The sequence below is a fragment of the Streptomyces asiaticus genome (genome assembly GCF_018138715.1).
Lineage (GTDB): Bacteria > Actinomycetota > Actinomycetes > Streptomycetales > Streptomycetaceae > Streptomyces > Streptomyces asiaticus.
Genome location: NZ_JAGSHX010000001.1, coordinates 144,682 through 160,647 on the forward strand (window position 1 = coordinate 144,682; position 15,966 = coordinate 160,647).

At 74.4% G+C, this 15,966-nt stretch carries 13 protein-coding genes; all 13 read left to right on the top strand.

What is annotated here, in order from left to right; all coding sequences use genetic code 11:
* The first annotated feature begins 5 nt into the window (after positions 1 to 5).
* From KHP12_RS00580 to KHP12_RS00640, 13 genes are read left to right on the top strand one after another with little or no spacing between them, the layout of a single operon-like run.
* Positions 6 to 182, top strand: a complete 177-nt coding sequence (locus KHP12_RS00580) for a putative phage tail protein (protein ID WP_245009810.1) — start codon at positions 6 to 8, stop codon at positions 180 to 182.
* Complete coding sequence (locus KHP12_RS00585) at positions 179 to 850, top strand: CIS tube protein (RefSeq protein WP_037957275.1); 672 nt, start codon at positions 179 to 181, stop codon at positions 848 to 850. Before KHP12_RS00580 ends, KHP12_RS00585 begins: the two co-directional genes overlap by 4 nt.
* A gap of 10 nt (positions 851 to 860) precedes the next feature.
* Positions 861 to 2,042 carry a phage late control D family protein gene (locus tag KHP12_RS00590; protein ID WP_086885839.1) on the top strand — a complete coding sequence of 394 codons (1,182 nt, stop codon included), beginning with the start codon at positions 861 to 863 and terminating at the stop codon, positions 2,040 to 2,042.
* Between the two features lie 2 nt (positions 2,043 to 2,044).
* Positions 2,045 to 2,740, top strand: coding sequence for a phage baseplate assembly protein V (locus KHP12_RS00595; protein ID WP_241787876.1), 696 nt, complete (start codon positions 2,045 to 2,047; stop codon positions 2,738 to 2,740).
* Positions 2,737 to 3,159: a GPW/gp25 family protein gene (locus tag KHP12_RS00600; RefSeq protein WP_037957285.1), complete on the top strand. Its 423-nt coding sequence runs from the start codon at positions 2,737 to 2,739 to the stop codon at positions 3,157 to 3,159. Before KHP12_RS00595 ends, KHP12_RS00600 begins: the two co-directional genes overlap by 4 nt.
* Positions 3,156 to 5,096, top strand: coding sequence for a baseplate J/gp47 family protein (locus tag KHP12_RS00605; RefSeq protein ID WP_086886104.1), 1,941 nt, complete (start codon positions 3,156 to 3,158; stop codon positions 5,094 to 5,096). The genes KHP12_RS00600 and KHP12_RS00605 overlap by 4 nt, the downstream gene beginning before the upstream one ends.
* Positions 5,093 to 7,156 carry a putative baseplate assembly protein gene (locus tag KHP12_RS00610; protein ID WP_086886103.1) on the top strand — a complete coding sequence of 688 codons (2,064 nt, stop codon included), beginning with the start codon at positions 5,093 to 5,095 and terminating at the stop codon, positions 7,154 to 7,156. Before KHP12_RS00605 ends, KHP12_RS00610 begins: the two co-directional genes overlap by 4 nt.
* Complete coding sequence (locus tag KHP12_RS00615) at positions 7,153 to 9,114, top strand: phage tail protein I (protein WP_210608716.1); 1,962 nt, start codon at positions 7,153 to 7,155, stop codon at positions 9,112 to 9,114. Before KHP12_RS00610 ends, KHP12_RS00615 begins: the two co-directional genes overlap by 4 nt.
* A 12-nt stretch (positions 9,115 to 9,126) precedes the next feature.
* Positions 9,127 to 10,386 (top strand): hypothetical protein, encoded by a 1,260-nt coding sequence (locus KHP12_RS00620; RefSeq protein WP_211831224.1) that lies wholly within the window; start codon positions 9,127 to 9,129, stop codon positions 10,384 to 10,386.
* 2 nt (positions 10,387 to 10,388) lie between these two features.
* Entirely contained in the window at positions 10,389 to 12,404 is a 2,016-nt protein-coding gene (locus KHP12_RS00625) for a hypothetical protein (protein ID WP_086882112.1), read from the top strand.
* On the top strand, positions 12,401 to 13,537 hold the full coding sequence (locus KHP12_RS00630) for a hypothetical protein (protein WP_086882111.1): 1,137 nt from the start codon (positions 12,401 to 12,403) through the stop codon (positions 13,535 to 13,537). The genes KHP12_RS00625 and KHP12_RS00630 overlap by 4 nt, the downstream gene beginning before the upstream one ends.
* Positions 13,538 to 13,539: 2 nt before the next feature.
* The gene (locus KHP12_RS00635; protein ID WP_078559394.1) at positions 13,540 to 14,070 is read left to right on the top strand and encodes a hypothetical protein; all 531 of its coding nucleotides are present in this window, start codon (positions 13,540 to 13,542) and stop codon (positions 14,068 to 14,070) included.
* On the top strand, positions 14,067 to 15,962 hold the full coding sequence (locus tag KHP12_RS00640; RefSeq protein ID WP_208653014.1) for a hypothetical protein: 1,896 nt from the start codon (positions 14,067 to 14,069) through the stop codon (positions 15,960 to 15,962). The genes KHP12_RS00635 and KHP12_RS00640 overlap by 4 nt, the downstream gene beginning before the upstream one ends.
* Positions 15,963 to 15,966: the final 4 nt, after the last annotated feature.

The window sequence follows — 15,966 nt, forward strand, 5'->3', positions numbered from 1 at the left end:
CGAAGGTGACCATTCACCACCTCGAGGTCCGGTTCCAGGTGGACGGCGACGACGGCGCCGTGTTCACCCGCCTGTTCAACCAGCACATCCAGGCGTGGGCGAAGTTGTACGAGGACCAGTGCGCACGCGCCAAACACACCGAGACCGAACGGCGCTTCGGCGACGCGGAGGGCGATTCATGAGTGTGACGCCCGTGTCCTTCGCCCGGCAGGGTGCCGCCCGGGCCCGGCTGGAGATCGTCCGGCCGGTGATCGCCGACGAGCGGCAGCGGCGGATCCCGCTGCGGTTCAACCCCACCGACTACAAGCTGAGCAAGAGCAACACCTTCGCCGAGATCACCATCCCCGGCCTGGAGACACCGCCCCTGCAATACGTCCGCGGCGGCACGGAGACCCTCACCGTGCAGGCGCTGGTGGACACCTCCGACACCCTGGAGAACGTACGGAAGTCCTACGTCAACGCGGTGCGCAACCTGCTGCGGCCCGACAGCCGCGAACACGCGCCACCGGTCGTGCGGTTCGTCTGGGACGAGGAGGTCTTCACCGGCGTCGTGGAGAAGCTGGACGTCAACTACCAGCTGTTCCGGCCGGACGGCGTGCCGCTGCGGGCCATGCTGGACCTCTCGCTCAAGGAGTTCCGCACCGCCGCCGCGCAGGTCGCCGAGACGCCCCGCTCGTCGCCCACGGTGGAGAAGAGCTATGTGGTGCGCCGCGGCGACACCCTCAGCTCCATCTCCGCCGCGCTGTACCGGCGGCCCGACGCCTGGCGGGAGCTGGCGCGCGCCAATGGCATCAGCGACCCACGGGACCTGCGGCCGGGCCGGGTGCTGACCGTGCCCCGGCTGGCGTGAGGAGCGCGCGATGAGCACCCCCACCCCCGAGGTCGCCTCGCCCGACCGGTACGCGCCCGAGTTCGATGTGCGCATCGAGGGCCTGGAGATGGACCCGTCCACCAAGAACGACATCATCGACATCAAGGTGAACCGGGACATCGACGAGCTGTCCGGCTTCGATCTCACCCTGAACAACTGGGACGACGCCAATCTGCGGTTCAAGCACAGCGATTCGCCGCGCTTCCGGCTCGGCGGCCGGGTCTCGGTCCGGCTCGGCTACGCCGACAAGCTGCTCACCGTCGCCACCGGGACCATCTCCACGCTCAGCCCGAAGTTCACCGACGGCGCGTCGCCCACCGTCCAGGTCAGTGGCGTGGACGGGCTGCTGCGGCTCAAGGACCGCAAGCCCACCGAGAACGAGACCAAGATCTACCGCAATCTGCCGGACTGGCGCATCGCCGAGCAGATCGCCCAGCGCAACCACCTGCGCATCGAGGTCACCCGGGAAGGGCCCACCCATGACGTGGTGGTGCAGAAGAACCAGGACGACGCGACGTTCCTGCTGGAGCGGGCCAAGCGGCTGGACTTCGACTGCTACATCCTGCCGGACGCGAGGACCGGCGAGGACACGCTGTACTTCACCAAGCCGACCGACGGCCGCGACGGCCGCCCGATCCGGCTGTACCGGCTGGCGTACGCACCGGGGCTGAGCACCGGCCCCACCGGCCGGCCCGAGGGGCTGGTCCCCAACCTGATGGAGTTCACCCCCACCCTGACCGTCTCCCAGCAGGTCAGCAAGGTCACCGTGCGCGGCTGGGACCCTCGCACCAAACAGGCGATCGCGTTCACCGCGACCGCCGAGAACCTCCCGGCCGGGCAGAACACGGCCGACGGGCAGAGCGGGCCGCAGGTCGCCGAGTCCACCCTCCAGGGCCGCCAGGAGGTCGTGGTGGACGCACCGGTCGGCAGCGACCAGGAGGCCCGCGAACTGGCGATCAGCCTGCTGCGCGAGCGGGCGTATGAGTTCATCACCGCGACCGGCAAGGTGGCGGGCCTGCCCGAGCTGCGGCCCGGCGACAACCTGGAGATCTACGGCCTCGGCCACCGCTTCTCGGGCACCTACTTCGTCAAGCGGGTCGAGCACACCCTCAACACCAGTGGTTTCTTCACCCAGTTCACCGGACGGCGGATCCATCAGGGGGACCAGTGACCATGAGGGGCACGCCACGCGCCCGCTCCACCGACAAGCGCTACTACGGCGTGGTCGAGGCGCTCGTCGTGGAGAACGAGGGCGACGACGAGGGCCAGGTCAAGCTGAAGTTCCCGTGGTTCGACGACACCACGGTCACCGACTGGGTCCGGGTCAGCCAGCTGTACGCGGGAGGCGGCTACGGCTCGGTGTTCGTCCCCGAGAAGGGCGATGAGGTGCTCGTGGCCTTCGTGCACGGGGACATGCGGTACCCGATCGTGCTGGGCGGCCTCTACAACGGCGAGGACAAGCCGCCGACCGCCCGCACCGAAGGCCGCGACCAGAAGGTCATCCGGACCCGGCACGGCCATGAGGTGCTCCTGGACGACACCCAGTCCAAGGCCGCCGTGCGGATCACCTCCGCCGCCGGACACGTCGTGGAACTGGACGACCAGGGCAAGGCCATCCGCATCACCGCCGCCGAGGGCGGCAGCGTCACCGTGACCGCGCAGGGCGAGATCACCCTCAAGGCACCCAAGCTGACGGTCGATTCCCCGTCCATCGACCTCGGCGGCGGTGCCACCGAGCCGCTTGTGCTCGGCAACGCGCTGCTCCAGGCGTTCAACACCCACACCCACCCCTCCGCCGCCGGGCCCACCGGCCCGCCCGCCCCGCCGCTCACCCCCGCCGTGCTGGCCAAGAAGGCGAGGACGGCATGAGCGAGGAGTTCCTCGGAACCGGCTGGCGGTTCCCGATCCTGCCCGACGCGTCCGGGCGGCTCGGCTACGCCGTCGGCGAGGAGAGCATCGAGCACTGTCTGCGGGCGCTGCTGCTCACCGGCACCGGCGAGCGGGTGATGCGCCCCGAACTGGGCACCCGCGCCCAGGAGTTGGTGTTCGCGCCCGGCAGTGTGCAGAACCTGCGCGACCTGGAGCAGTCGATCGCCGTCGCGGTCCGCGACCATGAGCCGCGGGTGGAACTGGAGGAGGTCCGCGCGGAGGCCGACCCGGCCGACGAGTCCCGGATCACCGTCTCGGTCGTCTACCGCATCCGGCGCAGCAACACCAAGGCCAACCTGGTGTTCCCGTTCTACACCGGGCTGACCGGACCCACGGGATCCACCGGGGGCACCCCATGACCCTGCCCCCGCCGAAGCTGGACGACCTCACCTGGGCCGACATGATGGCGGCCATCCGCCGCCGGATCCCCGCCGAGTCCGACGGCACCTGGACGCTGCACGCGCCCGTCGACCCCGGCGTCACCCTCCTCGAACTCTTCGCCTACCTCCTCGAACAGCGGCTGTACTGGCTCGACCAGGTGCCGGACGCGCTCGTGGTCGCCATACTGCGGCTGCTCGGCCTCGAACCGCCGCGCCCCGCCCGCCCCGCCGCCACCGTGCTGCGCCTCGCCGCCCGGCAGGAGGGCACCGCGGTCCCGGTCGTCCCGGCCGGGACGGCGCTGACCCGGGATCCCACCGGGCAGGTCGTCTTCACCCTCGACGACGACGTGGCCGTGCTGCCGCTCGCCGAGGACGGTGAGGTCACCGTGTGGACCGACCGCGACCGCACGGCGGATCTGCGGGCCCGGCGCGGTATCGCCCTCCTGGCGAGCGACGGCGCCCCGGCACAGGTCCGGTTCACCCTGCCGCTCACCGGGGACCACCCCGCGCCCGGCCCGATCGGACTGCTCGTGGAGCTGGACGCGCCCACCGCGTCCGCGCCGTCGTGGCTGCCGGGCGCGGTCGCCGACGTACCGCCTCCGGCCGAGCTGACCTGGTCCTGGTTCCGGCCGGGCACGGACATCTCCGGTGCGTATCAGAAGGTGGAGGACGGCACGGGCGGGCTCAGACGGTCCGGTGTGGTCCGGCTCCACCCCCCGGCCGACTGGTCCACACGGGACACCGGGCTCCTGGTGTCCACCCCGGCCGCCACCTACGCGGCCCCGCCCCGCCTGCTCCAACTCGCCGTCAACGCCTCCGCCGCACACCACCGCCGGCACCGCACCGTGAGCGGCGCCGATCTCCAGGACCAGATCGGCGCCTGGCTCCGGCTGCCCGGCCAGCATCTCGTCCTGCCGGACGCCGCCGACCGCCTCCTGGAGGCGACGCTGCGCCTGGCGGGCCAGGAGTGGCGGCCGGCACCGGACTTCACCTTCGGCTCCCCGGCCGACCGGATCTTCGTTCTCGACCGGGCCGAGGGCGCGCTGGTGTTCGGTGACGGACTCACCGGGCGCATCCCCCACCCGGACCCGGACGCGCACATCACTTACGCGACCGGCGGCGGCCGGATCGGCAACGGCGGCATGACCGGCAACTGGCTGCCGGCCCAGGACCTTCCGGGAGCGGTCTCGGCCGCCAATCTCGTACGGGCCGAGGGCGGCACCGACCCCGAGACCGTCACCGAGGCGCGCCGCCGCGCCGCCGCCTCCCTGGGGGAGGTGACCCGTGCGGTCACCGCCGAGGACTACGTCACCCTGGCGCGTGCGACACCCGGCGTCGCCATCGCCCGCGCCTACCCGGCCGTCGGCGCGCACCCCGGCTTCCCGTGCGCCACGGTGCCCGGCGCGGTGACCGTCCATATCGTCCCGGCCGCGCCCCGCGACGACCTCACCCGCGAGGACTTCGTGGCCGCGCCGCTCCCCGACCCCGGCATGCTGCGCGCGGCCGCCGCCCACCTCGAACAGGCGCGGCTGCTCACCTCCGAGGTCTTCGTCCGCGCGCCCCGCTACCGCGAGGTGACGCTGCGCGTCACCCTGTCGGGCGACCCGGCGGACGTCACCCGTGTGTCCACCGCGCTCGCCGCCGCGCTGCGCCGCTTCCTCGACCCGCTCGTGGGCGGTGAGGACCAGGACGGCTGGCCGTTCGGACAGCCGCTGCGGCCCTCGGCCCTGCTGCGGGCCGCACAGCGGGCGCTGGGCGACCTCGCGGACATCGCCGCCGTGGCGATCGGCCTCGACGGGGCCGACGCGGTGGAGGAGTGCGACGAGGTGCCGCTCGGCGCCGGGGAACTTCCCGTCCTGCGGACGGTCCACACCCGGATCGTGCCCGCCGTCGAACCGGGGGAGGGGCTGGTATGACCGGCGAGGTGTGGTGGGAGAGGGACGCGCGGGAACGGGAGCGCGAGGACGGGCGGATCGTGCCCGGCCCCGGCCCGACCGGAGTCCAGCCCGAACTGGTCGACGCCACCCGCGAGGCCGTACGCGCCGACGTCCGCGCCCGGATCGCGGGCTACACCCCGGACTGGACCGACCCCGACCGGCAGGACGCCGGTGTCGCCCTCGTCCGCCTCTTCGGCACCCAGACCGAACCCGTACTCGGCCGCGTCAACCGGCTGCCGGAGAAGGTGCTGGCCGAACACCTGGCGACGGCGGGCGTGCGGCGCCGGCCGGCCGGTGCGGCGGCGACGCTGCTGGAGTTCACCGTCAACCCGCCGGACGGCGCCTCGGTGCTCGTCCCCACCGGGTTCCAGAGCGCCGCCTCGACCCCGGCGGGCCAGGTCGTCTACGAGACGGACCAGGACCTGTACGCCACCCCGGCCACCCTCGCCGATCTCGCCGTCCAGGAGGCCGGAACGATCCAGGCCCTGCCGCTGGGACCGGCCGGTCCCAGCCGTCCCTTCGAGCCCTTCGGCCGCGATCCGCGGCCCGGCAACGCGCTGTGGATCGGACTCGCCGGACCGGCCGCCCCCTACCCGCGGCTGTCGCTCGGCTTCGTGGTCGTCGCCGCTCCGCCCGCCCCCGCGGCCTCCGGCGGCACCGCGCCGCTGCCGCTGCCGCCCGCGCCGCTGCTGCGCTGGGACGTGCTGGACGGCAACCGGCTCGTCCCCGCCGAGCTGATGGGGGACTCCACGGCCGGGTTCGGCGCCAGTGGAACCGTCGAGCTGCGGGTCCCGCGGTCATGGGAGCCGGGCAGCCCGTCCGGCACCCGGCCCCGGCTGCGCTGGCTGCGCCTGCGGATCGCGCACGGCGCCTTCGCCGGACCGGCGCCCGTGCTGTCCGGGCTGCGGCTGAACGTGGTCGCCGCCACCGCCGCCCGCACCATCCGCGACGAGCCGCTCCAGCCCGTCCAGGACCCGGCGACGACCGGGCTGCGGCGCATGAAGCTCAGCCAGGTGCCCATCCTCGCCGGATCGGTGGTCATCGACGTGGACGACGACACGGGCGGCGATGTGTTCGGCACCACGGCGGGCACATCGGCCGGAACCTCGTCCCGGTGGCGTGAGGTGGAGAGCCTGGCCGGATACGGCGCCGACGACCGGGTGTTCACCGTGGACCACGAGAGCGGCGAGGTGACCTTCGGGGACGGCGTGAGCGGCGCGGCCGTCCCGCCCGGCTTCCGCAACGTCCGCGCCGTGCGCTACCGCGTGGGCGGCGGCAGCGCCGGGGCCGTGGCGGCGGGCGCGGTCAACGGGGTGGTGACCGCGCTGCCGTTCGTCACCGGCGTGAGCAACCCCTTCCCGGCCTCCGGCGGAACGGACGCCGAGCCCGACGCCGAGGCCATGCGCCGCGGCGCCGGTGAACTGCGCGCCCGCGGCCGGGCCGTGGCCCCGGCCGACTACGGACAGCTCGCCACCCGCGCGCCCGGCGCCTCGGTGGCCCGCGCCCGGGGCGTGCCCGGTCTGCATCCCGACTTCGCGGGGGTGCCGATCCCGGGCGTGGTGGGCGTCCTCGTCGTACCGCCCGCAACTCCGGGCGGCGACCCGGACGAACCGCCGGTCGCCACGGCCGCGACCCTGAAGGCCGTCGCCGACTTCCTCATCCGCGAAGCCGCCCCCGCCGGGGTCACGGTGGTCGCCGCCCCCGCGCCGTACCGCCGCGTCGGAGTGGAGTCCTGGGTGGCCCTCGACCCGGACCTCGACCGGGCCGCCGTCCTGGCCAGGGCCGGGGACGCGGTGCGCACCTACCTCGATCCGCTGCGCGGCGGGGAGGACGGCGCGGGGTGGCCCTTCGGCGGCGCGCTGCGCCATACGGCGCTGGTCCGGCGGCTCCTGGCGGTCGAGGGCGTGCTGGCCGTCACCCGGCTGTCGCTCACCGTCGACGGAGTGCGCCGACCGCCCTGCACCGACCACGCCCTCCCGCCCCACACCCTCGTCTGGCCGGAGCGCCCGCTGCTGATCCCGGTAGGAGACCAGCCATGACGTGCACCCCGCACCCCGCGACCTTCCGCCTCCTGGACGCCTACGTCGGCTGGGACCAGTCGGACCTCCAGCAGGCTGACGGCATCGTCGGCTTCGAGGATCCGGCCGGACTCCGGCTCGCCCATCGGGGCGCCGCGCCGGAAGGCCCCACCAGGGACCGGCTGCTGCCGTGGTTCCCCGATCCCCGCCTCGCGCCCGGATGCGGGCCGTGCGGCTGGTATCTGCTCGTCCCCGGCGAGCGGCGGCTGCTGCGCCGTGACGGGTGCGGCGGTGCCTTCGCCCCCGTCTGGCCGCCCGGCTGCGACCCCGACCCGCTGTGCGAACCGGTCTCCGTCGCCGCGCGCGGACACCGGCTGGCCGTGGTGGAGTCCGACCGGGTCCTGGTGTGGCGCCGCGAGGGCGGGCAACTGGCCGGTGTGATCCGGGCCGAGCGGCCCCGCTGGGCCGCCCTGGGCCCCGGCGACGACGTCCTGGTGGCCCGTCAGGGCAGTACGGACCTGCGGCGGTTCGACTCGACCGGCGGCTTCCGCGGCGTGCTGCGCACCGGTGTACGCGGCGAGATCATCGGCCTGCGCACCGGGCCGGAGCGGACCATATGGCTGCTCACCGACGAGGGCGGACGGCTCGGCATCCACCGTGGCGGTCACCGCGGCCCGTTCCGCCCCGTCACCGTGGACGAACTGGCCGCGGAGCTGCCCCCGTCCACGCTCACCGCGGCCGACGAGGGCGGGTTCTGCCTGACCGAGAAGGGCGCGGAGGGTCCCGAGACCCGCTGCTTCACCTGGCAGGGCCTGCCCCGGGACCCCGCGCCGCCCGCCACCGACGCGTACGTCACCAGCGGCTCGTACCTCACCACCCTCATCGACAGCGGCATTTCGCGGTGCCGCTGGCACCGCGTGCGGCTGGACGCCGAGGTGCCCGCCGGGACGGCGGCCGCCGTCGAGATCGTGGTGAGCGAGGACGGCCGGTACGACGACAGCGACTGGCAGAGGTCCGCCCCCGGGATCACGGACTTCCTCGTCGACCAGCCGCCCGGCCGCTTCCTGCGGCTACGGCTGCGGCTGTCCGGCGACGGCGGCTCGACTCCGGTGCTGCGCCGGATCCGGCTGGACTTCCCCCGGGTCACCAGCGCCGACCTGCTGCCGCCCGCCTTCCGTGAGGATCCCGCCGCCGACGACTTCACCGAGCGCTTCCTGTCGCTGTTCGACGCCACGCTCGCCCAGCTCGACCGGGTGATCGAGCGGTATCCGTCGCTCCTCGACCCGGCGGGCGTCCCGGACCGGGCGCTGCCGTGGCTGGCCGGGCTGCTCGGCCTGTCGTTCGAGGCGGGCTGGGACGCCCGCACCCGGCGCGCGCTGCTGGCCGCCGCCCCGGAGCTCTACCGGCGCCGGGGCACGCCATGGGCGCTGCGCGAGGCGGTGCGCATCGTGTTCGGGGCGGCCCCGGTCGTGGACGAGCTGGCGGCGGACCGCCGCTGGGCCCATCTGCGCGCGGCGCGGGACCAAGGCCGGGGGACGGACCAGGGGCTCGGCGCCATAAGGCTGTTCGGCCGCTCGGCGAGCCGCTTCCGCGTCGGCGGCACGGCGCTCGGCGCGGCGCCGCTGCGCGCCTTCGGCGCGCCGGACAGCGACCCGTTCACCGCGCACGCGCACCGGTTCCGGCTGCTGCTGCCCGCCGGATCGGCGGACGCGACGGCGCTGCGGCGGCTGGTGGAGCGGCAGGCGCCCGCGCACACGGTGGGGTCGGTACGCACCGGCGGCGCGGGCTTCGTGGTCGGTTCGCGGTCCACGGTCGGCGTGGACACCGCGTTCGTCCCGCTGCCGGCGCCCGTACTGGGCGGAGCGAATCCGGTGCGGCTGAACCGCGACGGAGTACTGAGGCCGGGACCGAGAGGGTTGCGCCGAGGGGTGGGCGTGGGAGTCGTCTCCGCCGTCGGCATGCATACGCGAGTGTCGTGAGAGGACGGGGCGATGACCGAGACAGGACCATCGAGGACCGAGGAGTTCCACGCGCCACCACTGCGCCGGCTGCGGTACTTCCACGGCCAGATGCTGGGCGCGCGTGACTTCCAGCGCGAACAGGAGTACTACCGCGAGAAGTCGAGACTGCGCATGCGCTGTCTGCTCGGCTACGGCGTGGTGTGCGGCCTCCACGTGGAACCGGTGCCACGGGACGAGGACGACTGCCCGCCGGACGACCCCGCCGAAGAGTCCGCGCGGCCCGAACAGACTGCGGAGGAGGGCGGCACCGAGCCGGAGCGCACCCGGCGCAGGGCCAAGGTGAGGATCACTCCCGGTCTCGCCGTGGACTGCGAGGGCAACGAGGTCGTGGTGCGCGGCGGCTGCGAGATCGACCTGTGGAAGGCGCTGCCCCCGCACGAACGGGACACCGACACCGTCTGGATCGGCGTCGAGTACGCCGAGCGGCCCGTCGAGCCCACCCGCGCCGTCTACAACGACGCCTGCGCCGACACCTCCGACTGCGAGTTCGGCTGGACCGAGGAGTGCTGGACGGTGCGGGTCACCGGCTGCGAGCCGCCGGTGGACGAGCGCTGTGACACCTGCTGCGAGCCGTGCGAGCACACGGTGCTGTGGCTGGCCAGGATCGACTGTGTGGACTGGTACGAGCCGGTGCGCCGGAACCACATCCACATGAACGTGCGCCGCCCGTTCGGCCGCCATCTGCCCACGGTGATCACCGGTATCAACTGGATCCACGGCCACACCTACACCATCGACGAGGCCAAGAACCTCCTCGGCACCCTGGACGAGGACGGCGGGCTCGTGGTGCGGTTCTCCGCCGACGTACGGTCCGACACGCTGCGGCCCGGTGTGGTGGAGCTCCAGGTGATCGAGGGCGGCAGCGGCCGTAACGCCTCCACCTGGTACATGGGCGGCACCTTCGCCGATCCGGACCTGGAGTCCGAGGAGTGCGACGAGTTCACCCAGGAGTTCCGCTACCGCCAGACCACGCGCGAGACGCTCCAGGACGGCGACCGCGTACTGATCACCGTCCGCGCCGCGTTCCTCCTCGACCGCTGCTGCCGCCCGGTCGACGGCACCCATGTGGGCGGGTGCGTCCCGCTCATCCGCACCGGCTCGACGCTGTCGGCCGAGCACGGCGGTGACGACTGCTGCGACCTCCCGCCCTCGGGCATCGGGCCCTGGACGTCCGGCACCGGCGCGGGCGGGGACGTCTTCGAGAGCTGGTTCTTCGTGAAGGAGCGCTGATCATGCGAACAGACTGCGGATGCGGCTGCGGTGGCGACGCCACCCGGACCTCCGCCTTCGTACGTCCTCGCTTCTTCGCAGGGCAACTGCTGACCGAGGACGACCTCAGCCTGCTGGTGGAGTACACGACGGCGAAGGCCAGACTGCACAACCGGTCCCTGTACGGGCCGGGAGTCATCTGCGGCCTCGGCGTCACCTGCGATCCGTGCGGCGGCGGAACCGTGGCGGTCCACCCCGGACACGCGCTGGACTGCGCCGGGAACGACATCGTGGTGCCCTGCACCGAGCGCGTCGACATCACCGCACTGGTGCGGGAGCGCCGCATCAGCGCGCTCGGCGTGGACTGCGGGGAAAACTGCGACAACAACGGCGACGACGGCGGGCGCCGCTACGGGCTCTATGTGCGCTACCGCGAGCTCCCCGTCGAACCGGTGGCGCCGTACGCCACCGAGGAGCCCTGCCCCGCACCGGGATGCGTGCCCTCCAGGATCCAGGAGGGGTACCAATTCGTGGTCAAGTGCGACGACTTCGAGGACCACCGCCACAACCCCGGCACCCGCCTCCTCATGGCCCTCGGCGACCTCGCCCGCGCCGACCAGGCCCGCACCCGCGACCGGCGGCTCGGGTTCTACACCGACGCCCTGACCGTGGCGTCGCTCGGCACCGGCCGGGCCTTCCGCTTCGACGCCGCCGACGCCCAGCGGTACACCACCGCCCTCGCGTGGCTGCGCGAGAACGCGGGCGGGGAGGGCCCGCCCGCCCCGCCGACGGCCCGCGAGATGACCGAGCACGTCCGCGCGCTGGCCGCGGCCGTCGCCCGGTACGACACCTACGACGCGGCCGGGCAGGCCCAGCTCGCACGGGACTACCCGGACCTCGCCACCGTGCGGGAGGCGCGGAGCACCCTGGGCACGGCGTGCGGGCGGCTCGGCGGCGCCGACCTGGAAGCGGCGTGGCCGGACCCGCTGCACGCCGGGATCGCCCGCGCCGTCGTCACCGAGACCGCCGCCCGCGTCGTCCCCGAGCGGGGCGACCCGGACGCGCCGCTGGAGGTGCGCATGCTGGCCCAGGGCACCCCGCTCGGTCACGCGCTGCGGGTGGAGTTCCGCGCGGACCTCGGCCTGATCCGGGAGTGGCTGCTGTGCCGGCTGGACCAGGCCACCGACCTGGCCGACTGCGCACTGCGCCAGGACACCGCCGCCGTCGACGTACCGCCGCTGCTGCCGTCCCCGCCGCCGGACAGCACCGAGAAGGCGACCATCGCCGAGGTGCAGCAGATCGCCGAGGCGGCCGCCGCCCTGGGCACCGCGCTGCGCCGGTTCCTGACCGACGCGGCGTGCGCCACCCTCAACCCGCCGTGCGGCGACTGCACCGACACCGATGTCCTGCTCGCCCATCTGGAGCTGGACGGCTGCGATGTCGTACGGGTCTGCTCGGCCACCCGGGAGCAGGTGCTGCCGGGCGGATCGGCGTACGGCGAGTGGCTGCCCAAGCTCTACCGCTTGCGCGAACTCGCCGAGCGGGTGTGCTGCCGGCCCGTGCCGCGCTACCAGAAGCCGACCCTGCCGTCCGAGGGCCCGGTGGCGCGCCCGTACGCGGACGGACTGCTCGGCGACTGGCCGCGCACCGGGGACCTGGAGGAGATGCTGTCCCTGCTGCTGACCCCCGCGCCGGGCGAGACACCACCCAAGGCCCTGCACGAACAGGTCTACACGACCCCCAGCGAGGTCACCGACAGCATGCAGGAGCTCGCCCGGCTCAGGACGCGGGTGGCCGATCTCACCGCCGCCGTGGAGGGGCTGCGCGCCCAACTGGGCAGCGCCCAGACGCAGGTGAGCCATCTGGAGGAGCGGGTGTCGAGCCGGGCCCCGGAGCCGTCCGGCGAGCCCGCGCCGGAGCCGGATCCGACCTTGGACCAGCCGCCCGGGCAGGAGGCCGAGCAGGGGGCCGAGCCCGCCAAGCCCCCGGCCAAGCGCACCCGGTCGTCCCGTACCCGGAAGCCCGGTGAGACGCCGTGACGGGCCCGCTGCGCCCCGCCTTCCACGAGGGGCAGGTGCTGGCCGCCGCGGATCTGTCGGCCACGGTGGAGTACGCGCGCGGCGGGGCCGCCCGGCACGCCCGGCATCTGCACGAGTGGGGCATCGTCGAAGGGCTCGGCCTCGTCACCCAGCCCCGTACCGACCCGCTGACGGGCGTCCGCCACGTCGAGGTGAGCGTCTCGGCGGGGATCGCCGTCGACGGTACGGGCCGCGAGGTGGTCGTCACCGAGCCGGTCGTGCTGCGCGAGAGCGACTTCGAGGAGGTCAACGGCGCGGACCAGGCGACGGACGAGCCCTACCCGGTCTTCCTCACCGCGGCCGACCGGGAACCGGCTGAGCCCGCCGGTCCCGTCTCCTGCTCCGGGAGCGCCACGAAGACCCGGGTGGAGGAGTCGTACCAGATCCTCTTCGGGCGGCTCGGCGACGAGCGGTTGGCCGCCGAGCAGCAGCCGCCCGCGATCGGCGACCCACCGGCCGATCCGCCCGTCCGCTGGCTGGTCCTGCTGGGCTATGTCCACTGGGCGGACGGCCACTTCAGCGGCGTCGAGACGGTGGCGCGCGGCGTCGCGGCGCGGTTCGCCGGAGTGCGCGCGGACACCGTCTCGGCCCGGTCGGGCGCGCTGACCCTGCGGACGGGCACGGAGATCCAGGAGGGCGGGCCGGCGCTGGTTCTGACCGGCGGCGAGACGCCCAACCTGGTCTTCGGCCTGTACCAGGGCGGTGGCGCGGTCGCTCCGCTGATGACCGTGGCGGCCAACGGCAACCTCACGATCGAGGGCAGCTTCGGCGGCCGGATGTCGGCCGGCAGCACGCTGGTGGCCTCCGGCACCGCCACCGACGGGATGCTGCTGCCGCTGCCGTCCGGCGTCACCCCGGAACAGGTCGCCGACGGCCGGGTCGTGATCCACGTCCAGCTGACCCCGCGCATCCCGCCCCTGGCGGATTCGGCGCTGTTCAGTCCGGTGGAGGCCACGGTGGACGCCGACCGCCGGGTCCGCTGCCGGGTGCGCGTGTACAACCCCTCGGTGAACTGGAAGCAGCCGGTCGAACAGCCCGGGGCGGTCGACTTCCTCGTCCTGGCGACGGTCGCGGCAACGAACGGCGGTGGCTGACGATGGCTCTTTCCGTGGTGTACGCCCACGACACCGGCCATGTCGTGGGCGCGCTCGCCCTGACCGGCGCCGATGCCCCGGCCGATGTGGCGTCGCTCGTCGGACGGGCGCTGCCGCTGCGCGTCTCCCTGGGCGAGGGCCGCGTCGCGACCCTTCCGCTGAACGCCAGGGACCTCGACGTGGCGGCCGTCGACGACGAACCGGGCGCCCTCGCCCAGCCGTTGGCCCACGGGGTCGAGCTGACCCCCGAGGGCAAACCCAAACCGGGGCTGGTGCGCCTCGCGTCGTGGACCGACGGCATCGCGCTGGCCACGGACGGGGTCACGGTCACCGTGAAGGTCGCCTCGGCCCGCGCCACCCCCGTGGTCGCCCTGGTCTCCGACGAGCAGGACACCCATGTGCTCACCGGGGAGATCCCCGCCCAGCAGACCCAGGTGAAACTGCCGGTGACGCTCGTGGCGGGCAGTGCGCACGGAGTGCTGGTGCTCGCGGTCGGCTGGGCGGGCCGCCTGGAGAGGCTGGGGGTGACGTGAACGCGCCCACCGCGCCGCCCGCCGAGGGGCCCGGCGGGTCCGGCGGAATCGGCCGGACCGGCGATGGCGGTGAGCCCGGCGAGATCACGGTGCGCCGGTGCACCGTTACGGTGGTCCGGCGCGGTGGGTGGAGCTGGGGACCCGAGCCACGCGGGCTGATCCGCCATGTGGTGGAGGCCCTGCCGGAGTTGCTGGCGGACCACTTCGCCGAGCGGCTGGCGGCCGACGGTCCTGATGTGGAGATCACCGAGCCGCTGACCGTCACCGTCCGGCCGGGCCGCTCCGGCCGTTCGACGGCGGGCGGCCCGCCGGTCGAGGTCCACTTCGCGCCGGTGCCGGTCGTGGCACACCCCGTCGGCGAACCCGGCAGCGACGCCGAGTCGTTCGCGCGGTCCTTCGAGGAGTCGTTCGCGGCGGCCCCCGAGCCGTGGACCGCCCCGGGCGCCGCCGCTCTCTTCACCGAACTCGCCGAGCGCGGCGAACTGGACGCGCTGCTCGCGCTGTTGCCGGACGCGTCGGTGCGGGCGTACTTCCTCGCCCTGCTCGGCGTGGACGACACGGCCGCCGCACGGCTGCTCGCCGAACTCGTCGGGCGCGCCCTCGCGGCCGACCCTCCGCCCGCGCACGCGCCGCCCGGCGAGGCCGCCCGCCCCGGGCCCGCCGTGCCGCTGCCCGAGCCCCTGCGTGCCGTGGTCGCGAACGCCGACGCGACGGAGCTGCCCCGGCTGCTCACCGACTTCCTGACATCGGCCGACCGCGAGGAGGCGGTACGCCTGGTCCGGTCCCTGGCCGGGCCGTACGACCCGGGGCCCAAGGAGCCGCCGGGCGCGGCAGCGGGCGCCACCGCGCCGGGTACCGCGTCAGGAACGAGCACGAGTGCCGGAGCGCGGACCAGTGGCGAGGTGCGGCTGTGGTCCGCCCTGCCCTTCCTGCTCGCCGGGCCACTGGCACGCATCGGGTACCTCGACGCGATCGGGCCCGCCCTGGCCGGTGTCGAACTCGCCGAGGAGGCACCACTGTTCGCCGCCGCCCTGGCGTACAAGGTGCTCGGCGAGACCACGCGGGGCTGGCGCCGCGCCGAGCGCGACGTCGAGGCCGCGGCCGCCTTCGCGGGCCTCCCGCCACCCGTCGCCGAGGAGCGGCTGACCGACTTCGCCCGCCGGGCGGGCCCCGCGCTCCCGGTCCTCGACGGCGTCCTGGCGCTGTCGGTGTGCCGGGGCCACGACCCCGCCGACCCGCTGCTGCTCATCGGGGCCGACGACGGACTGCTCCTCCTCGATGCCCACGGCATGTTCCCGATCGCCTGGACCTCGGAGGCCGCCGGACTGCTGCCGCACTGGGAGACCTGCGGGCGGCCGCCCGTGCTGCTCTGCGACGGGCCGCTGCCGCCCGGCGCCCTGCGCGACCTGGCCTCGGCGGGCGTGCCGTTCCTCACCTCCGTACGGCCGCTGCGCGGCGACCCGGTGGCGCGGCTGCCCTGGCGCACCCCGCTGTGGTCCGCCGAGGGCGCGGCACCGGACCTGCGCCTCGCCGCCGAACTGCCCGCCCACGCCGAGCGGTGCGCGGACCTGGCCACCGCCCTGGTCACCGGGCGCCGGGCGGTGCCGCTCGCCCGGGACGGCGGTCTGGAGCGCACCGTCACCCTGGCCGCCGCGCTCGGCCTGGCCACGATCGCCTGGACGCTCTGGCGCGACCGCGAGACGCCGGATCCGGTGGTGTCCCTGCGCCGCTTCGCCGACCTGGAGGCCACCGTGCGGTTCGAGGCCACGGCCGTCCGGGTGCGCGTCCCGATGGGACGGCGCCACATGGACCTCCACAACGGCGGACTGCTCGCCGACGTGCCCGATGTGGCCTGGCTGGGCGGCCGGACCCTGACCTTCTCGGCCGGGTGAGACC